The following is a 22,208-nucleotide window of genomic DNA, read 5'->3' as shown; positions in this document are numbered from 1 at the left end:
CTTGCCCGGTCAACGACGTTGCAAGCGGACTCGCATTGCGGGATGGCGTCGGCCCCTTCGAGGCTGGTCAGTCCGTAGCGCTCACGCCCTGGTCAGTCCTCTCCTGGGCGCCGATTAATCTACTGAGCTCTTTCCATCGTGAAGGCATCGGTCAGAATGGGGCTGCGGAAAGCAGTGGTGGCTGAGAGGAGACTCCCGATAAGACAGCAGTCGACCACAATCCGATGCCCCGACCGGGAGCCTCGTTGCTGCCTTGCCGTGCCTCGATTCCGCTGTCCGACCACACCTTGATTCGCCTGGCCGAACTCACCCGCACCCGGCACGCCGAACCTCGCTCCCGGTGGCGGAAGTTGGACTCGGCGCAGCAGGCGCTACTGGTCCTGGGCCCTTTGCGCAATGGCGGCACCTACGCCCGCTTGGCCGCCGGTTTCGCCGTGGGGACCACCACGGCCCGGCGCTATGTTCGTGAAGCCGTCGATCTCCTGGCCGGCCTGGCCGACGACGTTCATGCCGCCGTCGAGCGCGCATCCCGGCCGACCTGCACCATCTCGGACGGCACTCTCATCCCGATTGACCGCCTCGCCGACGAGCGGCCGTATCACAGCGGCAAACACAAACGGCATGGAATGAACGTGCAACTGCCGGCCGACCCCATGGGCAGACGGGTGTGGGCCTCGCCCGCGTTGCCGGGCGCCGTGCACGACGTGAGCGCCGCTCGGAAGGTCGGCCTTATCGACGCCTTGACCAGCGCCGACATGGAGACTATTGCGGACAAGGGGCATCAAGGCGCGGGCGCCACGATTCGGACGCCGTTCAAGCGACATCGCCATCGGCCCTGGGTCGCGCGGGCAGCGGGATGTCGACCGCGCCCACGCCCGTGTCCGGGCCATCGGTGAGCGTGCCGTCGCGACCTTGAAAGGCTGCAAGGTGCTGACCAGGCTGCGCTGTTGCCCGCATCAAGCGACAGCGTTCGTGCAGCGATCCTTGTGCCGCAGCTCGTGGAAGAAGGCCGCTGTTCAGGAGGAAATGGTTCTTGTTGTGTCGGTGGGCGCTGCAAGCATGACGAGATGATCGCGACTCCTGACGACTACTCCTGGTTCTCCCCTGAGCGCTTCCCCGAGTTCGCGGATGCCTACTGCTTCACCTACGTCCGCGGCCTGACGCTTGAGGAAGTGGTGACCCGGCTCGGCGTACGGGTCGAAGACTGCTCCCGCGTGACGCTTGATGAGCTGATCCGGTGGCAAACCTTCGGCGCCGTCGCCGTTGGAGACTGGGTGCTCCTCGTCGAGGCCTACAGCGGGCTCGGCGTCACCAAAGAGATCATCATGCCGCTGTCGGAGGGCACTCGTCTCGTTTCCCACTTCTACCTCGACGTCGATGACATGGACTACTTCTACTGGATCGACGACGGGAAGATCCGGTTCGAGTTCGCGCACGACGAAGGCTATTCCCACCGGTTCGAAGACGGGAGGCTCCAGTTCATGTTCCGGCCCCACGAAAGCTACTCGGAGGAGATGCCGGACGAACTCGCAGAGATCCTGGAGCGGATCGACTCCCCCGTCTATTCGATCGCCGCCCCCCACAGAGGGCCGGCGTTCCTCATGGCCGAGCGCCTCACCGGGATCACGATGACGCCGCAACTGCTGGAGGAGTCCACCTATCTGGGCGGAGTCGTTCCCGGATCGAGGTGAGCGGGATCCATCGTCTGCGGCTCCCCCGGGCCGGCAGGCGGACGGTGGATCACTTCGCTGCACGCTCCTGCAGGTTTCACGGGGCACTGTTCTCCACAGGCCTGCTGCACCAGGCCACCAGGATGAAAAAGCCTCACTGCAAGATCCCTTACGGAGGCACTCGAATGAGATCTACCTGTCCAGCCGTTCGGCTCCTTGAATAGCGAGAAGTTCGAACATGGCCAACCCTGGAAAAGCAGTCCGCACCCGATTGAGGGCCACATCGCCAAGCTCGGCGGGGAGGCGATCGAGGACGGCTCCTTCAAGATCATATGAAAAGTCCTGCCATGGTGATGTCGGGGAGCCGCGGACATGATCAGGGGCGGGCGCGGGGGCGTTTGCGCGCCGAGGGGATCGGCACGGGCGTGGTGCCGGGGACGATGGTGTTGGAAACGGTGCCGATGCCTTCGACGGTGAGGGTGACGGTGTCGCCGGGTCTGAGCGCCGGGGGGTCCTGATCGCCGCGCCGTCCCCACAGCTCGGCCAGGCAGCCGCCGTTGCCGCAGGTCCCCGACCCGAGCACGTCGCCGGGACGTACCCGGGCGCCGCGTGAGGCGTAGGCGACCAGCTCCTCGAACGTCCAGCTCATGTTGGACAGCAGGTCCCGGCCGATCTCGACCCCGTTGACCTCGGCCGTCAGGGCGAGCCGCAGCAGGCCGTCGGCGTCGCGGTAGGGCTCCAGCTCGTCGGCCGTCACCAGCCACGGGCCGAGCGTGGTGGCGCCGTCCTTGCCCTTGCAGGGACCCAGGCCGACCTGCATCTCGCGGGACTGCAGATCCCGTGCCGACCAGTCGTTGAAGATCGTGTAGCCGAAGATGTGGTCGCGGGCCCGTTCGGGGGAGAGGTCGCGGCCCTCGCGGCCGACGACCGCGGCCACCTCCAGCTCGAAGTCCAGGGCGTGGCAGCCGGGCGGCACCGGGACGTCGTCGTGGGCTCCGACCATCGCGCAGGGGTTGGCGAAGTAGAACGTCGGCGCGTCATACCAGGCGTCCGGGACGCCCGCGGTGCCGTCGACGCTGCGGCGCACGCCCTCGACGTGCTCCTCGAACGTGACGAAGTCGCGGACCGAGGGCGGTTCGACCGGCGGGAGCAGCCGCACCTCGGCCAAGGGCAGGGCCGCCCCGGTGGCGGGGACGTGGCCGGTGCGGATGACCTCGAGGAGGTCGGTCCCCTCGGGGAAGGGCGACAGGACGGCGCCGTCGTCGCCGTCACCGCCGAGGTCGACGATGCCGCTGCGGCGCAGGCCCAGGTGCTCGAAGGTCGCGAGACGCATGGCGGCCTCAGACCGGCGGGGCGACGAAGACGCCGCGGTCGGGGTCGTTGAAGGACTCCTTGGCGATGAGTTCGTTCATCGGGTTGGCGGTGCCCCACTGGTCGGTGACCTCCGGGGAGGAGAAGTCGTAGACGTGCGGGTGCCAGGCGTCCTCGTCGAGTTCCTCCAGCTCGGTGGTGTACTCCACGGTGTTGCCGTGCGGGTCCAGGAAGTAGGAGAAGGTGTTGTCCCCGGCCAGGTGGCGGCCCGGCCCCCAGATCATGCGGACGCCCGCGCGCAGCAGCCGGCCGGTGCCGTACATGTACTCGTCAACGCCGCGCAGCTCGAAGCTGATGTGGTGCAGCGAGGTGTGCGGGCCGCGGGCGATGGCCAGGCTGTGGTGCTGGGGGTTGCAGCGCATGAAATGCATGACCTGGCCCATGTGCGGGTGGGCCAGGGTGTCCGACAGCGCGAAGTTCAGATGCCGCTCGTACCAGGCGCGGGTGGCGTCGATGTCGGGGGCGTTGAGCACCACGTGCGACAGGCGCACCGGGACCGACTCCTTGGGCTCCAGCCTGCGGTGGGCGCGGACGGCCACGTCGGCGGAGATCTCCACGGTACGGCCGTCGAGGTCGAAGAAGCGGAAGCCGTACCCGCCGCCGGGGGTGTCGATCCTTGCGGGCTCGGAGATCAGCGGGACGCCGGCGGTACGCAGCCGGGTGGCGAGGGCGTCGACGTCGGCGGGGGTGGCGGCGCCGAAGGAGATCAGGTCGAGCCGCTTCTCGCCGGCCTTGCGCAGCCGGACGACGTACTGCTCGGGTGAGCCCTCGGCGGCCAGGAAGCTGATGCCGGTGTCGCCGGCGACCTCGGTCAGGCCCCAGACGCCGGAGTAGAACTCCCGCTGCCTGTCGTAGTCGGGCACGGCCAGGTCGACGTGGCGCAGATGGGTGATGAGCCGGTCAGGCACGGGACTGCTCCTTGGGGCGGGTGTCGTCGAGGTCGAAGAGGGCGGCGGCGTTGCGGCCGCGGATCGCGTCGAAGGTGTCCGGTTCGAATCCGGCGGCGCGCAGCCGGTCCAGGGGGTCCTCGACGCCCATGTCGAAGGGGTGGTCCGAGCCGAGCAGCACCCGGGAGGGGCCGGCGACGTCGACCAGGGCGCGCAGGGCGGCGGGCTCGTGGACGAGGGAGTCGAACCACAGGCGCCGCAGGTAGGTGCTCGGCGGGTCGGCGCAGCCGCGCGCCTCCGGACGCACCCGCCAGCCGTGGTCGGCCCGGCCCAGGTGGGTGGGCAGGTAGCCGCCGCCGTGGGCCGCGACGACCTTCAGCCCGGGATGGCGGTCCAGCACGCCGGAGAAGATCAGGTGGGACAGGGCGACGGCGTTCTCGACCGGCTGCCCGACGATGTTGGACAGGTAGAACCGGTCCAGCCGCTCGTCCAGCGTGCAGCCGAACGGGTGCAGGAACACCACGGCGCCGAGTTCGGCGGCACGCGCCCAGAAGGGCTCGTACGCCGGGTCCGACAGCTCCCGGCCCGGGGTGTGCGAGGAGCCGGGAGCGTGCGAGGAGCCCGGGGCGTGCGAGGAGCCGGGGGCGTGCGAGGAGATCTGCACCCCCTTCAGGCCCAGGCCGAGGGCGTGCTCCAGCAGCCCCACCATCAGCGAGGGGTGCTGCAGGGGCACCAGGCCCAGGCCGTACAGCCGGTCGGGGGCCTGGGCGCAGTGCTCGGCGGTGCCCTGGCCGGCCAGCAGGCAGACGCGCTCGGCGAGCTCCTCGTCGGCCCAGTAGTGGTAGTGCGACGGCGACGGGCTGACGACCTGGACGTCCACCCCGGCGGTGTCCATGTCGGCCAGCCGGTCCGGCACCCGGGTGAGCCGCGCGACGCGCTCGCCGATCATCCGGCCCGAGACCGCAAGGGACTCGGGCCCGTTGCGGCGCGCGTCCAGCGCCCGGTGCTCCCGCAGGCCCGGGTGGCCGGCCACGACCTGCTCGACGCGGGGCAGGATGACGTGGGCGTGCACGTCGACGGTCGGTGCGGGTGCGTGGCCGGGGGGGCGTCGTGCCCGTGGTCGTGCCGCCGGCGGGCGCGGCGTTCGAGGGGGTGGTGTTCACGGGTGCCTCGTCACCATCTCGGCGATGCGGCCCATCAGGCCGGGCACGTCGGCGTCCGGGGCGGGGTGCATCTGCCACTCGGCCAGCTGCAGGGACGCCTCGACCACGGCCTTCGCCCGCTCGTGGCGGCGGTCCATGAAGGTGTCGAACAGCGGCTGGTCGAGCCGTCCGGCACCGAGCAGCAGCTCGGCCAGGACGGCGGCGTCCTCCAGGCACTGGGCCGCGCCCTGGGCGAGGGTGGGCGGGCAGGCGTGCACGGCGTCGCCGATCAGCACGACGCGGCCGCGGTTCCAGGGACGCTCCACCAGCAGCGACTCGAACCAGGTGTAGTGGATCCGGTCGGGGTCGGTGATGTCGGCCCGGATCTCCTCCCAGGCGCCGCCGTAGGACTCGGCCAGCGCCCGCATGTGGGCGGGCTTGTCGGCGTCGGCCACCGACTCGCGGGGCCGGGCCTTCTCCACCAGGTAGGCGTACATGGTGTCCTCGCCCGTGGGGCAGTAACCGGCGATGAAACACGGGCCGCCGTAGACCAGGTCGGTGCGCTCGACGTCCTTGGGACGGCGGGTGTGGATGCGCCAGATGCCCATCCCGGTCGGCCGGATGACGCCCTCGACGCCCAGCAGCCCGCGGACCTTGGAGCGGATGCCGTCGGCGCCCACGACCAGGTCGTAGGTGCCGGCGGTCCCGTCGGACATCCGCGCCCGTACGGCGTCGCCGGTGTCGGTGAGGCTCTCCACGGTCAGGCCGAGCGCGATCCGGGCTCCGGACGCGCGGACGGCGTCGGCGAGGATCGCGGCCAGCTCGGGGCGGTTCATGCCGAGCGTGGCCGGCAGGCCGGGGCCGCCGGTGCGGGCGTCGGGGATCTCGGCCAGCAGGCGGCCGTCGGGGGTGCGCAGTCCCAGGGAGTCGAACGCGAAGCCCGAGGCGGCGACCCGGTCCCAGATCCCGAGGTCGCGCAGCACCCGCAGCGCGTTGCCCTGGAGGGTGATGCCCGAGCCGAGCGCGGTGAGCTCCGGTTTGATCTCCGCGATGTCCACGGCGACGCCGCCGCGGGCGAGCAGGATCGCCAGGGCCGATCCGGCGGTGCCGCCGCCGACGATGAGGACGTTACCGATTGCGGTCATGGGGTCTCACTTGACGGCCAGGGGGTTGACGGGGGAGCCGACCGCGCCGGTGACGGGCAGCGGGGCGGCGGTGAGCCAGAACTCGTGCACGCCGTCGGCGGCGCAGTCGGCGGCGAGGGCGTCCAGGTCCCACATCTCGCCGATGAGCAGGCCGAGGTGCGGGATGACGACCTGGTGCAGGGGCTGGAAGGCGTGGTCGAACTCGTTGGGACGCACCTCGAAGCCCCAGGTGTCGGTGGCGATCGCGGCGATCTCGGTGCGGTGCAGCCAGCCGGCGGTGGTGAACGACAGGCCCGGGGCGGGGCCGCCGGCGTAGTCGCCCCAGCCGTTCCGGCGCGCCCGGGTGAGCTGCCCGGTGCGCACGCACACGATGTCGCCGCGGCCGACCGTGACGTGCTGCGCCTCGGCGGTGGAGACGAGGTGTTCCTCGGTGATCGCGAACCCGTCCGGCAGCTCTCCCCCGTCGCCGAACGCGCGGCCGACGTCGAGCAGGACGCCGCGGCCCGCGACGGGCGCGGCCAGGTGCTCGATGCCGGTGACCAGGTCACCGGCGGAGGTCACCACCCTGTCGGCGGGGCGGCCGTTCCACGCGATGCCGTGGTCGAAGATGTGGCCCAGGCCGTCCCACTGGGTGGAGCACTGCAGCGGCATGGCGATGACGTCGTCCGCGCCGCCGAACCCGTGCGGGAAACCCTGGTCGCCGTGCACCGCGTCCAGGCCGGTGTCGGTCATCGTGTGCACCGGGTTGGTACGGCGCCGCCAGCCCTTCTGCGGGCCGTCGGTGTCGAAGCGCTGCGACAGGGAGAAGGAAACGCCCCGGCGGACCAGCGCCGCGCCTTGGCGGCGCTTGGCCTCGTCGATGAAGTTGACCGTGCCCAGCACGTCGTCCTGGCCCCAGCGGCCCCAGTTGGAGCAGCGGGCGGCGGCCTCGGCGATGGCGCCCTCGGGGTCGGTGCGGTCGAGCATCAGCCCTCCCGCCGGTGCGGGTCGGCCACGCACCGGTTGCGCTGCACGCCCAGGCCGGTGATCGTCCCCTCCATCACGTCGCCGGGCCGCAGCAGCCGGCCCCGGTGCATGCCGTTGCCGGCCGGGCTGCCGGTGAGCACCAGGTCGCCGGGGAGCAGCTTCACGGTCCGGGAGACGTACGACACCAGCCGCGCCACGTCGAAGATCATGTCCTTGGTGGACTCGTCCTGCATGACCTCGCCGTTGAGCCGCAGGGTGATCCGCAGGTCACCGGGGTCGGCGACGAAGGCGGACGGCACCAGGTAGGGACCCAGCGGGGTGAACGTGGGGGCGTTCTTGGCGCGCAGCCAGTCGGTGCCGATCTCCGGCATGTCCCGGCGGAACACCAGCTCGCGGGCGGTGAGGTCGTTGGCGACGGTGTAGGCGGCCACGTGCTCGCCCGCCCGCTCGACCGGGACCCGGAACGCCGGGCGTCCGATCACCGCGGCCAGCTCCAGCTCCCAGTCCGCCTTGGCGCACCAGGCCGGGATCACCACGTCGTCGTATGGGCCGGTGACCGAGGAGGGCAGGCCGATGAACACGTACGGCTCGTCCTCGGCCGCGCGGCGGTCCATCATCGCCGCGACCTCCGCCCTGACCTGCTCGGCCGGACGACCGCCCGCGGGCTCGTGCGCCACCGCCAGGTCGATGACGTGGGTGCGGTAGTTGGCGCCGGACTGCAGGATCTGCCGGGGCTCGACCGGGGCGTGCACCCGCAGATCGGCGAGCGGCAGCCACTCCTCCCGCGCCGACGCGGCGGCGGTGTGCAGCAGCGGCAGCACGGCGTCCCACCGCTCCAGGAGGGTACGGGTGGTCGGTTCGCCGTCGCCCGGTGCGTGAAGGCCGGGGACGGTACGCAGGTCCAGGACGCGATCGCCGGCGATCAGGCCGGGGAAGGGGGGCCCGTTCCCGGTGGAGAAGGTGCCGACCGCGAACGGGCCGGCGAGAGACGGATGTGTTTCCACGAGGTTTCCTCCTGGTGCGGTGCCCTTAACCTTGGGCCACCGGGGTTAATCTGGGAAATCGATTCTTCGGATCGGAAGTATTCGCCGGACGAATAGAGAAGGGCGATCTTCCCGCGGGTCCGCCCGCGAAGAGCCGTCATTCAAGAGAGTGATAGCTTCGGCCGCGTCATCCATTGTGTGAATTCCGGGGGTCCGATGAGACTGGAGAGCCTCGATCTGAACCTGCTGGCCGCGCTGCACGCGTTGCTGGAGGAGCGCAACGTCACCCGCGCCGGCGTGCGGATCGGGCTCAGCCAGCCGGCCACCAGCGCGGCGCTGAGCCGCCTGCGCCGGCACTTCGGCGACGAGCTGCTGCTGCGCGTGGGCAACGGCTTCGAGCTCACCCCGCTGGCCGCCTCACTGGTCGACGCGACGGCACTGGCGGTCAACGTCGTCGACCGGGTCTTCTCAGCCCGGCCCGACTTCGACCCCGCCGTCAGCGACCGCGAGTTCACCCTGGTCAGCTCGGACTACGCGCTGACCGTCCTGGGCAAGGAGCTGATGCGCACCCTCGGTCGCGAGGCCCCCGCGGTCCGCCTGCGGTTCCTGCAGATCAACGTCCAGCGGGTCGACGACATCGACACCACCCTGCGCTCGGTGGACGGCCTGCTGATGCCGCACGGCTTCATCTCCAATCATCCGGCGGTGGACGTCTACACCGACCGCTGGGTCATCGTCGCCGACCGCGACCACCCCGACCTGCGCGACGGCGTCACCATGGACCACCTGCGCGAACTTCCCTGGGCGGTGACCTTCCGCGGTCCGACGGCGATCGCCTCGGCGGCACGCCAGCTCACCATGCTCGGCGTGGAGCCGCGGATCGAGATCGTGGTGGAGAACTTCCAGTCCCTGCCGTTCCTCGTTCCCGGCACCCGGCGCATCTGCCTGCTGCAGGAGCGGCTGGCCCTGAGCATGTCCGGGCTGGAGGACTTCCAGATCCTGCCCTGCCCGTACGAGGCGGTGCCCGTCATCGAGGCGTTCTGGTACCACGCGGTCCACCAGGCCGATGCGGGACACCGGTGGCTGCGCACGCTCCTCGTCGACGTCGGCAAGCGGGTGGAGCGACGGTGAACGGGGGAGCGGCCGTCCCGCCGGGGATGTCCCGGGGACGGCCGCTCCTGAAGGAAAACGCCTGGGGAGACGGTCGTCCCGTCAGGACACGCGGAACGTGCCGTTCAGCGAGATGTTCCGCGAGGAGGTGCCGACCTGCACGCCGTACCGGCCCGACGGCGTGGCCCACCGGTCCGCCGCGGCGTCCCAGTAGGACAGCGGCCGGTTCGGGGCCGCCGGGTCCACGGTGACCTCCACCATCCGGGAGGCGTTCGGCGCCAGCGTCACCCGGGCCCAGCCGGCCAGCCGCTTGGGCGGCTCACCGGCCTGGGCGGGCAGCCCGAGGTAGACCTGGGCGACCTCGGTGCCGGTGCGCTGCCCGGTGTTGGTCACCAGGAACCTGACCTTGACCGGCTGCCTGCCGTCCGTCTGCGGCGGGGTGACGGTGAGGGTGCTGTAGGAGAACGTCGTGTACGACAGCCCGTGCCCGAAGGGGAACAGCGGTGTGATGTTCCTGCTGTCGTACCAGCGGTAGCCGACCTTGAGCCCTTCGGTGTGGTCGACCTGGCGGATGCTCTGGTCGCCCTCGGGTCGGGTCGTCCCGCCGCCGGGCAGCACGCCGGGGTACTGCCTGGCCGATCCCGCGGTGGGCAGGTCCGACAGCGAGGCGGGGAAGGTCTGCGGCAGCTTCCCGGACGGGTTGACGTCGCCCCACAGCAGGGAGGCGATCGCGTTGCCCTGCTGGACCCCGGGGTACCACGCCTGCAGGACGGCCTTGACCTTGCCCAGCCACGGCATCAGGACCGGGCCGCCGGTCTCCAGCACCGCGACGGTGCGCGGGTTGGCCGTGGCCACGGCCGAGACGAGGGCGTCGCCGCCGCCGTCCAGGGAGATGTCGGGAAGGTCGGCGAACTCGCCCTCGGTGTAGTAGCCGAAGACGACGGCCACGTCCGCGCTCGCGGCGACGCGGGCCGCCCTCGCGGGGTCGCTTCCGTCGTCGAAGACGACCCGGCCGCCGTCCCTGGCGGCCCGTGCGGTGATCGCGTCGAGCGGCGCGACCGGGGTGGGGCAGTCGACGTAGGTGCCGCCCGGGGGCATCAGCCAGGTGGCCGAGCAGACGGTGCTCGCGCTGACGCCGTTGGTCGGGGTGCGGGAGGCGGTGGGGCCGATGACGGCGATCGTCCTGCGCTGCCCGGTGATCGGCAGGACGGCCGCCTCGTTCTTCAGCAGCACGCTGCCCTCCTCGGCCACCTGGCGCGCCACCGCCTGGTTCGCCGCCGACGACACGTTCGCCGCGGCGGTGGCCGGCAGCGGACGGTCGAACAGGCCCGCGGAGATCAGCGCCCGTACGACGCGGAAGGCCGCGGTGTCGATCTGCGCGGTGGTGATCTGCCCGGCGGCCAGCGCGGCCTTGAGCTTCTCCGGCGTCCAGTAGGCGGGCTTGTTCAGCTCCTGGTCGAGCCCGGCCCTCAGGGACGGGGCCGTCGAGGTCACCGCCCAGAAGTCGGAGACGACGAAGCCGCCGAACCCGATCGTGCCGCGTAGACGATCGGTCAGCAGGGTGGGGTTCTCGCACGAGTAGACGCCGTTGACCTGGTTGTAGGCGCACATGACACCACCGGGTGCGCCCTTCCTGACGGCGATCTCGAACGGCAGCTCGTAGATCTGGCGCAGGGTCCTCTCGTCGATGTTGGACGAGCTCAGCGTGCGGTCGGTCTCCTGCTCGTTGCCGACGAAGTGCTTGAGCACCGACAGGACGGGCGCCTGGGGGTTGCCCTTCTGGATCCCCTGGATCTCGGCCGCGGCCAGGTCGCCGCTCAGCAGCGGGTCCTCGCCCAGGTATTCGGAGGTACGGCCGTTGAGCGGGGTGCGCCCGCTCGCGATGCTGGGGCCGAGGAAGACGTTGCGGCGCTTGCGGAACGCCTCGTCGGCGACCGCGCGTCCCTTGGCGGTGTTCAGGGCCGTGTTCCAGGTCGCCGCCTGCGCGATCGGGGCCGGGAAGGCCGTCACGCCCGTGTCGCCGCGGATCCCGAAGGGCCCGTCGGTGTAGGTGAGGGCGGGGGCGCAGGCGACCTGGGCGGGGTAGACGACCCCGTCGGGGAACTGCGTGCGCTGCGGTTCGGCGGCGGGCTGCTCCACCAGCCAGCGCATCTTCTGCTCCAGGGTGGAGGCGTCCAGCAGGGTGCGCGCGCGGGTGTCGGCGGACGCGGTCGTGTCCATCCACGCGCAGGGGGCGGCGGTGGCGTTCGCCGCCGTCGTGACGTGCAGGGCGGTGGCGGGGACGACGAGGCAGAGGGCGAGGGCGAGTCGTCTCGCCCGTCGTGTGCGATGGTGCACCTGATCCTCCGAGGCTGAGAAGGGGGGAGGGGCGCGGGATCGCCGCCCGGTCGTTTCCGGCGGGTTTCGCGCCCTGCACGGATCATCGGCCGCCGGGTGAACGCCGAGATAGGCCAGGATGAACCTCTTGTAGCACGGAATTGCCGTCGGCTTCGGCGACGCCGCCGGCAGCGGGGGCCCGCGATCCCGGTGGCGCGTCCGCCCTCAGGAGGGTCCGGTCCCCGGGGTGGTGAGCGACGACGTCGGCACGGTCAGGACCTTGGCGACGAGGCCGGCCAGGACCAGCGACGCCACGCCCAGGACGGCCAGTGACGCGCCGAGTCCTCCGGTCACCGCGGTCAGCGCGCCGACCAGCAGGGGGGACAGGAACTCCCCGAGGAACAGGGCGGCCGTCCACAGGCCGGTGCCCCGGCCGCGCTGCGCGAACGGCAGCGTGCCGACCGCCCAGGTGACCAGGGTCGGCAGCAGCAGGCCGGTGGCGAAGCCGGTGAGCACGGCTCCGGTCACGATCACCGGGACGGCGTCCGTGGCGAAGATCAGGAGCAGGCCGAGCCCGGCCAGGACGAACTCCACGACGAGCAGCGTCCTCGCCCCGCGGGCGGCCACCCTGGCGAACAGCCCGGCGCCGACGGCGGTCGCCAGCGACATCAGCGCGGTGATGCCGCCGATGGCGGCGGGGTCGGTGACACCTGCCCCGTCCAGGACGTAGGAGAGCTGGACGATCAGCGTGTAGAACACGACGCCTCCGCCCACGGTGACCAGGCTGGGCAGGGCCATGACCCGCCAGGGCCAGGGCTGCCGTGTCCCGTGCGCCGCGACGGCGGGCTGCCACAGCAGGATCGCCATGGGGATCGCGGCCAGCGCGGCGGCGCCGTACAGCCAGAAGGGGGTGCGCCAGTCGTCGGCGCCGAGCAGGCCGCCGAGGGCGAAGAAGGCGGTCGCGGAGATCGTGGTGACCAGCGTCTGCAGGCCCAGGTACCGGATGCGGCGGGGGCCGGACCAGTAGTCGGCGATCAGGGTGGTGCAGCACGTCATGATGGCCGCCTCGCAGATGCCGACGAAGACGCGGCTGATCAGGATGCTCTGCAGGGAGTCCAGGTAGAGGGGGGCGGTGCCGAAGACCGAGTAGGCGACCATGGCGGCGATCAGCAGCCGTTTGCGGTCGAACCTGTCGGCGACGGCCCCCGCGAAGGGCGCTCCGAGCGCGATGAACAGCGCGGGGACGGTCAGGATCACCGGGACCAGGATGTCGGCGCCCGGCGTGTCGGCGAAGTACCGGCTCATGCGGGGCAGGACCGGTGAGAGCAGGACGGCGCCGAGTACGGGCATGCAACTGCCGATGAGCAGCAGGACGAGCTGGGGGAGTCCTGCCTGGCGGGAGGTGACCGGCTGGGACATGCGGGCCTCGCTAGTGTCACGGGCGGATGTGGCACGCATCACTGTGGACACTGTCCGTGACATGCGGAAGACGGAACTTTCTGATACCGCCCATCCATGCCGTGGATTGTTCCGTCGTGAGGCCCCGATCGCCGGGGGACCGGCTCGTGTCGCGTCCGGGCTCGTATCGCGCCAGGCTGGCAGGTGAGCTCTCGGGTGCTCGTGTCGCGCTTCGGGTCGGCGGGTGAAGTCCTCGCGTACTCGCGTCGCGCTCCGGGTCAGCGGGTGAGGCTCTCGCGGAAGCTCGTGGCGCTCATGCCGAAGTGCGCCCGGAAACGGCGGGCGAAGTGGTTCTGGTCCGGCCAGCCGACCAGGTGCCCGACGCGCGACACCGGCTGGTCGGTCTGCACGAGCAGCCTCGCCGCCGCCTCGGCCCGCAGGTGCGTCAGATAGGCCATGGGAGGCATGCCGACGCTCGCCTTGAACAGGCGCACCAGGTATCCCGGCGTCAGGAAGGAGGCACCGGCCAGCTCGCCCAGCGACCAGCCGTGCCCGAGATCGCTCTCCATCCGCCGGATGACGTCGGCCACCACCGGGGGAACCACCGGCTCGGCCGTGTCGTCCCCACCCGGCGGGCCGCTCCCGGCGCGGCTGAGCACGCCGAGGAACAGCAGGAGCCGTCCGACGAGATCGGCGCGGTGAGGCGTCGCGGGATCGGTGCTCAGCTCGCGCAGGGCGTCGAGATGCGCGACACAGTCGGCCAGTGCCCGCAGGCCGAGGACCGGTTCCCGATGGCTCGGAGGCGCCGCCCGCGAGCCGGCCGCGGGGACGTCCGGTGTCGTTCGGCAGGGCTCGCCGTGCCCGTCGCCGAACAGCCGGGTGAGGATCGGGTCCTCGCTGACCCAGGCCAGCTCGCGCGCGAGCAGGCCGGGCGGCAGGCCGCAACCGTACAGCTCCAGCCGGTCGCACTCGTCGTAGGCGTGCCGCGTCCCGGCGGGCAGGAGGATGACGCTGCCCTGGCGGACGCGGTGCTCTCCGGCGGGCGTGCGGTGGACCGCCTTCCCCGCCATGACGACGGCGATCTCGGCACGGGAATGCGCGTGCGGGGACCCGGCCGCCGGTCCGGGCCGGAAGCGGCCGATCCGCAGGTCGCGGGCGCCGGTCGCCGGGCGGGTCGTCTGGGCGGTCCTCGCGTGGGTTCGGCGCGAGGCCGTCCGGTGGCGCGCACGCGGGGTGGCCGGCCGGCCCCCGGTCATGGGATCACCACGCTCGCGGCGAGGGCCGCGCGGGCCCGGGGAGGCTTTCCGAGGATCCGATCCGCCTCGCCGGTGAGGGAGCGGGCGGGAAACGCGTTCCGGCCACGCCGCGTACCTCGTATGCCATCGGTCGTCGCCTTCCTTCGCTTCGGGGACCCGGATCGGGATCGTGACGCCCGGTCACGCGAGGTGCGCGCGGACGGGCAGCGAGCGCCAGGCGCGCAGGGTGTTGTTGTGATGGCGCCGGGGGGTCCCGGCGAGTTCGAAGCGCTCGACGCGGCGCGCCAGGGCGGACAGCAGCGCCTCGGCCTCCAGGCGGGCGACGTGCTGGCCGACGCACTGGTGCAGGCCCATGCCGAAGCCGACGTGCCCGGAGGGATCGCGGGACAGGTCGAAGACGCCGGGGTCGTCCCAGCGGCGCGGGTCGCGGTTGGCCGCCGCGAGGAACATCAAGATCTTCCTGCCCTCGGGGACGACCGCGCCGCCGATCAGGACGTCGCGGTCGGCGGTGCGGAAGAAGGTCTGCACGGGCGACTGCCAGCGCACGGCCTCGTCGAACGCCACCCGCGCCAGGCCCGGGTCCTCACGCAGCCGCCGCCACTGGCCGGGGTGGACGGCGAAGGCGTACAGCACGGCGGCCAGGCCGTGCACGGTGGTGTCGACCCCGGCCGACAGCAGGGAGCGCACCACCAGCGGCGCCTGCTCGGGGGTGATGTCACCGCGGTCGGCCGCCGCCCAGATCCGCGCACCGAAACCGCCCTCGGCCAGCACCTCGCGCCGGCACCGGTCGTTGACCCAGGCCGACAGCTCGCCCGCCCGGGGATCACCCTTGGCCACCAGGTCGTTGGCCGGGCCGAAGGCGTTGAAGAGGTGGTCCCCGTAGGGCAGCAGGTTCTCCCGGCCCTCGCGGGGAATGCCGACCGCGTCGGGGAACACCCGCAGCGGGAAGGCCTCGGCGAGCGCCGTGACCGCGTCGAACTCCCGCTCGGCCAGGACCTTCTCCACCAGGTCCTCGGCCTCGGCGAACCACCGCCCGCGCAGCCCGCGCAGCTCCCGCGGACCGAGAATCCGGGTCAGGACGGCGCGCGGGGCGTCGTGCCGGGGCGGGTCGGCCTCCAGCAGCAGGCTGGGCGGGCGCCACGGCTTCTCGTGACGGAAGTTGCTCAGCCCCACCCCGGCCCCGGAGGGGAAGTTCTGCCAGTCGGTCAGCGCGGCGTGCACGTGCTCGTGACGGGCGAGGGCGTAGACGTCGTACCGGGGCAGGTGGACGACAGGGCCGGCGGCCAGCAGGGCGGCGTGCAGCGGTGCGGGTTCCTCCAGCACGTCATGGGCGAACGGGTCGGCGTCGAGCACCGGCAGCGCGGTCATGGCGGTCATGGCGGTCACGGCGGTCACGGCGGTCACGGCGGGATCCTTCACAGGTCGAGGACGAGGCGGTCGGAGCGGGATCGGGAGACGCAGACGAACATGCTGTCCCCGGCCGCCCGTTCGGCGTCGTCCAGCAGCGCGTCCCGGTGATCGGGTACACCCTCCAGCACGCCGGTCTCGCAGGTGCCGCACAGGCCCTGCCGGCAGGAGGACAGCACGCCGACCCCGGCGTCGTTGATCGCTTGCAGGACGGACCGGTCAGGGGTGACCGTCACCGACACCCCCGAGCGGCGCAGTACGACCTCGAAGGGCTCGTCGCGGGCGGGTGTGCTCCCGTTCCCGGCCGTGAACCGCTCGGTGCGCAGTGATCCGGCGGGCCAGTGCGCCGCCCGCCGCTCCACCGCCTCCAGCAGCCCGGCGGGGCCGCAGCAGTAGACCCTGGTGCCGGGCTCGGGCCGCTCGGGCAGGTCGAGCGGGCCCCGTTCGTCCTGCGGGGCGAGGGTCACCCTGTCGCCGTGACGGGCCAGCTCGTCGGCGAACGCCATGGACGCCCGCGTCCGCCCGCCGTACAGCAGGTGCCAGTCCGCGTCCAGCAGCTCGGCCTGGTGGATCATGGGGAGCAGCGGTGTGATGCCGATGCCTCCGGCGACGAACAGGTACCGCTCGGACGGCACCAGGGGGAAGTTGTTGCGGGGCCCGCCGATGGCGACCGTGTCTCCCTCGGCCAGGACGTCGTGGACGTAGGCCGATCCGCCCCGCCCGTCCGGTTCGCGCAGCACGCCGATCCGGTAGGTGCGCGGGTCCCAGCGGTCGCCGCACAGCGAGTACTGGCGGGTCAGCCCGCCCGGCAGGACGAGGTCGACGTGCGCGCCGGGCGTCCAGTCCGGCAGCCGCCCGCCGTCCGGGTGTTCCAAGGTCAGCGCCACGACGCCGTCGGCCACCCGCGTCTTCGTCGCGACTCTCAGGTCCAGCGAGGTCATACGGTCTCCCCGGACGGGATGCGGAAGATGCCCCGGGTGGCCGGCATCCCGCCCTCCACCAGCGGCTCGGGGGTCCAGCCGGTGACGAAGCAGAAGCCGGACATCACGGTGAAGAAGCCCGCCCACACCGGCAGGACGCGCACGGCGATCGCCGGCCGTCGCGGGCGCGACATCGGGGCCTCGTCCATACGAGCGCGCGACACCTCAGGATGAGTGCGCATCTGACCGGCCTTTCGAAGAGGGTTGGCAGCCGATGATGAACCCGTCACCGGCGCCCTTCCACCGCACATCCATTCAATGGACGACGTCGCGCCAGAAGGACCCTGACCAGCGATGATGGGGAGCATGGCCAGATCGTCCAGCGGCGAGTCGGTACTGACGCGCGCCGTTCGCGTCCTCGAGGCGTTCAGCCCTCAGGAGCCGGTGCTGACGGTGAGCCAGATCAGCCGCAGGGCCGCGCTGCCGATGGCCACCACCGTCCGCCTGGTCGAGGAGCTGACCCGGCACGGGCTACTGGCCCGGGACGAGCAACGCCGGGTGCGGATCGGCAACCGGCTGTGGGAACTCGCCCAGCGGGCCTCACCGGTGGGCACGCTGCGGGAGACCGCCATGCAGTTCATGAGCGATCTGCACAGCGTGGTCGGCCACTCCGCGCAACTCGGCATCCTCGACGGCCAGGAGGTGCTGTTCATCGAACGCCTCATCGCGCCGGGCGCGGTCACCACCGTCACCCGGATCGGCGGGCGGCTGCCGCTGCACGCCTCGTCGGCGGGCCTGGTCCTGCTGGCGCACGCCCCCGCCGACCTCAGGGACCGGGTGCTGCGCGGGCCGTTGCAGCCGTACACCCCGCATACGATCACCGATCAACGGGCGCTGCGCGCGGCCCTCGCAGAGGTACGCCAGAACGGGTTCGCGCTCTGCCCGGGTCACATCCGCCCGAACGCCACCGGGATCTCCGTGCCGGTGCGGGTGGCCGGGCGCGTGGTCGCCGCGCTCGGCCTGGTGGTCCCCAACGAGGAGCACGCCTGGTCGCTGGCCCGGCCACTGCAGATCACCGGGATGGCACTCGGCCGGGCCCTCGACGTGCAGGCCGGCCTGTCGCAGCGGATCCAGCCGTGGATCCAGCCGTGACGGACGCCGGAAGACGTCCGCTCGTGTGGCCCCCTCCTCAAGGGCGCCGCAGGCCGGAGCCGCCCGGCGCGTGTCGCCGGAGGAAGTCACGCGCCGCGGCCTGTGCCCGACCGGCCTTCGGGCTGAGCCAGAAGCCCAGGTGATCGTCGTGTTCCATCCAGTGCCGTTCCGCGCCGGGTATCCGCTCGGCCGCGAACCTCCCGTGGTCGAACGGCACATCGCCGTCCTGGGTGCCGTGGACCAGCAGCGCCGGAGCTGAGATCCGCTCCAGGGGAAGCTTTCCACGCCGGGCCTGTACCGCGTCGTTGTCCGTGCCCGCCCAGCGCTTCCGGTACGGGAACGTCGTGTCGAACATCGCCGTGAAGAGCTCCCGCACCTGCGGCGTGTTCATGATGTGCGCGACGCGCTCGGCCCGTTGCCCGTCGGTGTAGGTGCCGGTCTCGCTCAACGTCCCCGCGACGACGGTCTCGAACGAGACCTCCGCCGTCAGCCGGGCCAGCTTCTGGCCCACCGTGTCCATGAACGCCCTTCGCAGCGGTGAGCCCGTCCCGGCAGGCCGCGGCATGCTCACCCCGCCGACGGAGACCAGGGCCCAGATCCGGTCCGGATGGCGCGCGGCGAAGGTGTAGCCCACCGGGCTTCCCGCGGAGACCGCGAGGACTCCGACCCGGTCGATGCCGAGTTCGTCCAGCAGCGCCGCGAGCAGGTCCGCCTGCTCCTCGTTGGTCCGGCCGCTCTCCAGCGGCGTTCCGAGGTAGCCGGGCCGTGAAGGGCTGAGAACGCGGAACCCGTCCCTTCGCAGCCAATCGGCGAACAGCCGTCCCTGGTCGGCTCCCCCGAGCCCGGCGTGGACGGACAGCAGTACGGGGCCTTCGGTGCCGTGCAGGTCGTACTCGATCGGGCCGAGCCGTGTCGTGGCGGTCCGCAGGTCGATCCGGACGTCACGGAGGATCGACCGGCGTGGATCGGTGTCGATGCCGCCGTCCCAGAGGGCGAGCCCGGCGACGCCCAGTGCCGGCACCCCGATCAGGACGGCGAGCATCACCCTGACGATCCTGAAAATTCTTCGTTTCCCCATGGCTTCACATCCCTCGGGTGTCAGGGTGGCGTCTCGCGGAGGGGTGCCGGTGTCGCGGCACCCGATGCCGGGGGGACTCGGGTGAGCCGCCGAGCCCTTTCACCGGCTCTCGGGCCGGACGAGGACGGCGATGCCGATCATCACGGCGAAGGCCGACAGGGCGGTCAGGGTACGGATCGTGTGGAAGAGCTCCCACTGCTGCAGGATCTCGGAGTGCCCGGCCGGGGCGGAACCGGCGGCGGCCCATCGCCTGATGTGGGCGTGCAGCGGGATGTTGCCGAAGACGGTCACCAGCAGCGAGGCCACCGTCAGGACGCCGGCCCCGAGCGCCAGGCGCCGTGGCAGGCCGCGGCGGACGACGGCCAGTCCGAACGTGGTGAGGATCGCCAGCGCCATCGCACTCTGCATGACCGGCTCGTTGACCTCCATCATCGCGGTGTGGAAGGTCAGACGCACGTCCAGCGGGACGGTCCCGAAGGTGGGGACCACGTTGGCCGCGCCGTACCCGAAGGCTCCGGCGAGCAGCCCGGTGGCCAGCAACGCGGCCGCGTGGACGTATCTGGCTGGGTTTCTCATGGCCGTAATCGTCGCCGGCCCGCCGACGCCGGTCGTCGTACCGCGGGTGGCTTCCCCCCGTACGGCACTGGGAGGAGAAACCGTTCCCGCTACGACACCGGGAGTAGGAGCGCACCGTGCCGCCACGCGGACGGGAGGGTTCCCCCTCGCCCTCACGTGCAGGGGGTTCCGTCCGGACGGCGTGCACAGGGACCGGTGGGCAGGCCTCCGAGGTCCGGAAACCGGGTCCGCGCTGCTCAGAGCAGATCTGCCGCAGGCAGATCGTGTCGACGCCGCTCCCGGTCGCCCCGCAGGATGGGCGCATGGGCGAAGAATCGAAACCTCCAATGTTCGACGCGCGGGTGAGACGTCAGCTCTACGACGGGCGCGTTCTCGTTCTCGACGGTCCTCTCAACGACGACAACGGGACGTTGCTCGCCACGCAGTTGATGGCACTCGCCGCGCAGGACGCGTCGGCCGACATCGCGCTGTGGATTCACTCCCCGGGCGGCTCGGTCCCGTCGATGCTCGCGATCCGTGACGTCATGCGGCTCATTCCCTGTGACGTGTCGACCCTCGCGCTGGGTATCGCCTACAGCGCCGGGCAGTTCCTGCTGTCGTCGGGTACCCGGGGGAAGCGCCGTGCCCTGCCGCACGCGCGTGTCCTGATGCACCAGGGCTCGGCCGGGATCGGCGGCACCGCGGTCGACATCGAGCTGCAGGCCGACGACCTGCGGCACACCCGTGACACGGTGCTCGGTCTCATCTCGGCGGACACGGGGCAGCCCTTCGAGCGCATATTCGAGGACTCCCTGCACGATCGCTGGTACACGGCGCAGGAGGCACTGGAGTACGGCTTCATCGACGCGATCGTCCAGAGCTTCGACGAGATAGCGCCACAGGACCGCCCGCGGCTCGGATTCACCATCACCGAAGGAGACGGCCAGTGAGCACGTACACGATCCCCAACGTCATCGCCCAGAATCCCCGGGGCGAGCGGATCATGGACGTCTACTCGCAGCTTCTCACCGAGCGGATCGTCTATCTGGGGACCGGGATCGACGCGGGTGTCGCGAACGCGCTCGTCGCGCAGTTCATCTTCCTGGAGTCGGAGAACCCCGACGGCGCCATACAGTTCTACATCAACTGTGAGGGCGGGGACCCGAGCGCGATGCTCGCGATATACGACACCATGCGCTACATCCGCCCGCGGGTCGAGACGACCTGCGTCGGACAGGCCGTCGCGGTGGGCGCCGTCCTCCTCGCCGCGGGGGCCGAGGGGAGACGTGCCGCCCTCCCGCACGCACGGGTGATCCTGCACCAACCGGCCGCTCAGGGACGCGGAACGATCCCCGACCTCATCCTCCAGGCCGACGAGGTCGTCCGTGTCCGGGCGGACATCGAGCGCATCCTGTCACGGCACACGGGCCAGAGCGTGGAGACCCTGCGCGCCGACACCGATCACGATCGCGTGTTCACCGCGACCGCGGCCCTGCAGTACGGGCTCATCGACGAGATCATCGAGGAGCGTTCGCAGACGCGCGGGTGATCCCGGCAGGCCTCGCTACGCGGCCAGGGCGTACGCCATCGAGCAGGTGGCGCCTGTCGACGTGCCGCTGCTCTGAGCGGACCGCAGGCTCTCGGTGACGGCGAGGGTCAGATCGACCAGGGTGACGTCCAGCGCGCCGGCGACCGCGGCGATCATCTCGCTCGACGGCTCCTTGACGCCTCGTTCGATCTCGGAGAGATACTGCGGCGAGACACCGGCACGACGCGCCGTCTCGCTCAGCTTCTCGCCCCGCTCGTGACGAAGCCCCCGCAGACGCTCACCGAGCACGTGCCGCCACAGCGGCTCCCGAGCCGGGGACGACGTGGGATCGGGCCGAACGATCGCCGGACGTAGCGGCGGGACAGAGGACGCCATACCTCTCACCATAGAGAGACGGCGCGTTCGAGTCCCGCCGACTTCACGCAGAGCGGAACCGGCCCCCTCCTCCGTCCCTCTCGGCGAGGCGCCGGGCCTGCCCGTCGTGCACGTCGCTCACCCACTCCCAGCCGGGCCTGGCCGACGGGCCGATCCGCGGGTCGTCGGGGGTACGGCCCTCACGCAGGGCGAGCACGTACGCCCGGTCCTGCTCGATCCGCGCGCGTACCTGATCGGCTCCGCCGACCGACCCGTGACCGGGGACGACGGCGTCGGCGCCGTCCGCCACGCCCTCCAGCAGTCGCAGCGCGGCGAGGTAGTCCTCGATCGGGTCGGCGGTGCCGTCCAGGTCGAGCATCGGGACCAGGACGTCGGAGAGCATGTCACCGGCGACGAGAACCCGGCGTTCTTCGATGAACAGTGCCGCATGGCCCGGTGCGTGCGCCTGATGCTCGATGATCCGGACCTGCGGGCCGTCCCACGGAATCCCCGCCGCCTCGTCCGGCAGGGCGGTGATCAGGCCGTACAGGTCGAGCGGGACCTTCTCGGCGATGCCCGTCTCGAGCAGGTGCTCGGTGATGTCGGCCTTGATGTTCGGGTCGGACAGCTGCTCCCGGACGGCGGCCGCGCAGCGGGCCGTGCCGTATCGGGGGGCCGTGCCGAGCCGGGCGTGCCAGAGGAGGTGATCCCAGTCCGGATGCGTCGAGAAGCCCGCCACGACGGTCTGCCCCGAATCGGACAGATCGTCGGCGAGGCAGGCCATCTCGTGGTCCTGCACCCCCGCGTCGATGAGCAACGAGCCTGCCCGGCCGTGCACGACGACGGCATTGCTCTGGCAGAACTCGCTCTCGTGGACCGATACACCCTCCGTGACCTGCGTCAGCATGGGGGGCTCCTTCCGCTTGTGATGTGCAACCGCCTGTCGAGA

Annotated in this window: 21 protein-coding genes and 1 pseudogene; 6 read left to right on the top strand and 16 right to left on the bottom strand. The window is 71.6% G+C overall.

The genetic code is table 11. From position 1 onward, the window contains the following. Window positions 1-245: 245 nt before the first annotated feature. Both ABD832_RS24320 and ABD832_RS24315 read left to right on the top strand, forming a co-directional pair. Window positions 246-1,022: pseudogene (locus ABD832_RS24320) on the top strand (transposase family protein); the annotation flags it as partial. A gap of 45 nt (window positions 1,023-1,067) precedes the next feature. Next, a complete protein-coding gene (locus ABD832_RS24315; RefSeq protein WP_344900061.1) occupies window positions 1,068-1,691 on the top strand; it encodes a DUF6461 domain-containing protein in 624 nt (207 codons plus the stop codon). 355 nt (window positions 1,692-2,046) lie between these two features. On the opposite strand, the gene ABD832_RS24310 is transcribed toward ABD832_RS24315, so the two are convergent. From ABD832_RS24310 to ABD832_RS24285, 6 genes are all read right to left on the bottom strand, one after another. After that, window positions 2,047-3,003 (bottom strand): fumarylacetoacetate hydrolase family protein, encoded by a 957-nt coding sequence (locus ABD832_RS24310; protein WP_344899281.1) that lies wholly within the window; start codon window positions 3,001-3,003, stop codon window positions 2,047-2,049. A 7-nt stretch (window positions 3,004-3,010) separates the two neighbouring features. After that, on the bottom strand, window positions 3,011-3,949 hold the full coding sequence (locus tag ABD832_RS24305; protein WP_344899279.1) for a VOC family protein: 939 nt from the start codon (window positions 3,947-3,949) through the stop codon (window positions 3,011-3,013). Further along, window positions 3,942-5,000 (bottom strand): amidohydrolase family protein, encoded by a 1,059-nt coding sequence (locus ABD832_RS24300; protein ID WP_344899277.1) that lies wholly within the window; start codon window positions 4,998-5,000, stop codon window positions 3,942-3,944. The genes ABD832_RS24305 and ABD832_RS24300 overlap by 8 nt, the downstream gene beginning before the upstream one ends. Window positions 5,001-5,087: 87 nt before the next feature. Then, on the bottom strand, window positions 5,088-6,215 hold the full coding sequence (locus ABD832_RS24295; RefSeq protein WP_344899275.1) for an FAD-dependent oxidoreductase: 1,128 nt from the start codon (window positions 6,213-6,215) through the stop codon (window positions 5,088-5,090). 6 nt (window positions 6,216-6,221) lie between these two features. After that, window positions 6,222-7,181 carry a cyclase family protein gene (locus ABD832_RS24290; RefSeq protein ID WP_344899273.1) on the bottom strand — a complete coding sequence of 320 codons (960 nt, stop codon included), beginning with the start codon at window positions 7,179-7,181 and terminating at the stop codon, window positions 6,222-6,224. Then, complete coding sequence (locus ABD832_RS24285; protein ID WP_344899271.1) at window positions 7,181-8,185, bottom strand: fumarylacetoacetate hydrolase family protein; 1,005 nt, start codon at window positions 8,183-8,185, stop codon at window positions 7,181-7,183. Before ABD832_RS24285 ends, ABD832_RS24290 begins: the two co-directional genes overlap by 1 nt. 195 nt (window positions 8,186-8,380) lie before the next feature. Here ABD832_RS24285 and ABD832_RS24280 point away from each other — a divergent pair, with 195 nt between their 5' ends. Next, entirely contained in the window at window positions 8,381-9,295 is a 915-nt protein-coding gene (locus ABD832_RS24280) for a LysR family transcriptional regulator (protein ID WP_344899269.1), read from the top strand. 81 nt (window positions 9,296-9,376) lie between these two features. Here the strand turns inward: ABD832_RS24280 and ABD832_RS24275 are convergent, their stop codons facing one another. The 6 genes from ABD832_RS24275 to ABD832_RS24250 form a co-directional block, all read right to left on the bottom strand. Next, window positions 9,377-11,611, bottom strand: coding sequence for a beta-glucosidase (locus tag ABD832_RS24275; protein ID WP_344899267.1), 2,235 nt, complete (start codon window positions 11,609-11,611; stop codon window positions 9,377-9,379). 204 nt (window positions 11,612-11,815) lie between these two features. Further along, complete coding sequence (locus ABD832_RS24270) at window positions 11,816-13,009, bottom strand: MFS transporter (protein WP_344899265.1); 1,194 nt, start codon at window positions 13,007-13,009, stop codon at window positions 11,816-11,818. Between the two features lie 257 nt (window positions 13,010-13,266). Beyond that, the gene (locus ABD832_RS24265; RefSeq protein ID WP_344899263.1) at window positions 13,267-14,244 is read right to left on the bottom strand and encodes an AraC family transcriptional regulator; all 978 of its coding nucleotides are present in this window, start codon (window positions 14,242-14,244) and stop codon (window positions 13,267-13,269) included. A 180-nt stretch (window positions 14,245-14,424) separates the two neighbouring features. Further along, window positions 14,425-15,648 carry a cytochrome P450 gene (locus tag ABD832_RS24260; RefSeq protein WP_344899261.1) on the bottom strand — a complete coding sequence of 408 codons (1,224 nt, stop codon included), beginning with the start codon at window positions 15,646-15,648 and terminating at the stop codon, window positions 14,425-14,427. An 11-nt stretch (window positions 15,649-15,659) separates the two neighbouring features. Beyond that, window positions 15,660-16,592, bottom strand: coding sequence for a PDR/VanB family oxidoreductase (locus ABD832_RS24255; protein WP_344899259.1), 933 nt, complete (start codon window positions 16,590-16,592; stop codon window positions 15,660-15,662). Next, window positions 16,589-16,765: a hypothetical protein gene (locus ABD832_RS24250; protein ID WP_344899257.1), complete on the bottom strand. Its 177-nt coding sequence runs from the start codon at window positions 16,763-16,765 to the stop codon at window positions 16,589-16,591. The genes ABD832_RS24255 and ABD832_RS24250 overlap by 4 nt, the downstream gene beginning before the upstream one ends. A 172-nt stretch (window positions 16,766-16,937) precedes the next feature. Here ABD832_RS24250 and ABD832_RS24245 point away from each other — a divergent pair, with 172 nt between their 5' ends. Next, window positions 16,938-17,723 (top strand): IclR family transcriptional regulator, encoded by a 786-nt coding sequence (locus ABD832_RS24245; protein ID WP_344899255.1) that lies wholly within the window; start codon window positions 16,938-16,940, stop codon window positions 17,721-17,723. A 37-nt stretch (window positions 17,724-17,760) separates the two neighbouring features. Here ABD832_RS24245 and ABD832_RS24240 read toward each other — a convergent pair whose 3' ends face one another. Then, a complete protein-coding gene (locus tag ABD832_RS24240; RefSeq protein ID WP_344899253.1) occupies window positions 17,761-18,765 on the bottom strand; it encodes an alpha/beta fold hydrolase in 1,005 nt (334 codons plus the stop codon). Between the two features lie 135 nt (window positions 18,766-18,900). Then, complete coding sequence (locus ABD832_RS24235) at window positions 18,901-19,377, bottom strand: anthrone oxygenase family protein (RefSeq protein ID WP_344899251.1); 477 nt, start codon at window positions 19,375-19,377, stop codon at window positions 18,901-18,903. Window positions 19,378-19,679: 302 nt separating this feature from the next. Between ABD832_RS24235 and ABD832_RS24230 the strand changes: the two genes are divergently transcribed. Both ABD832_RS24230 and ABD832_RS24225 read left to right on the top strand, forming a co-directional pair. After that, a complete protein-coding gene (locus ABD832_RS24230) occupies window positions 19,680-20,306 on the top strand; it encodes a ClpP family protease (protein WP_344899249.1) in 627 nt (208 codons plus the stop codon). Continuing rightward, window positions 20,303-20,905: a ClpP family protease gene (locus ABD832_RS24225; protein WP_344899247.1), complete on the top strand. Its 603-nt coding sequence runs from the start codon at window positions 20,303-20,305 to the stop codon at window positions 20,903-20,905. The genes ABD832_RS24230 and ABD832_RS24225 overlap by 4 nt, the downstream gene beginning before the upstream one ends. A gap of 15 nt (window positions 20,906-20,920) precedes the next feature. On the opposite strand, the gene ABD832_RS24220 is transcribed toward ABD832_RS24225, so the two are convergent. Further along, window positions 20,921-21,280, bottom strand: coding sequence for a helix-turn-helix domain-containing protein (locus ABD832_RS24220; protein WP_344899245.1), 360 nt, complete (start codon window positions 21,278-21,280; stop codon window positions 20,921-20,923). A gap of 43 nt (window positions 21,281-21,323) precedes the next feature. Continuing rightward, window positions 21,324-22,166, bottom strand: a complete 843-nt coding sequence (locus ABD832_RS24215) for an MBL fold metallo-hydrolase (protein ID WP_344899243.1) — start codon at window positions 22,164-22,166, stop codon at window positions 21,324-21,326. Window positions 22,167-22,208: the final 42 nt, after the last annotated feature.

The organism is Streptosporangium longisporum, assembly GCF_039534895.1.
Lineage (GTDB): Bacteria > Actinomycetota > Actinomycetes > Streptosporangiales > Streptosporangiaceae > Streptosporangium > Streptosporangium longisporum.
Note: the sequence above shows the minus strand (reverse complement) of the source record. Positions and strands in the feature narration are given on the sequence as shown.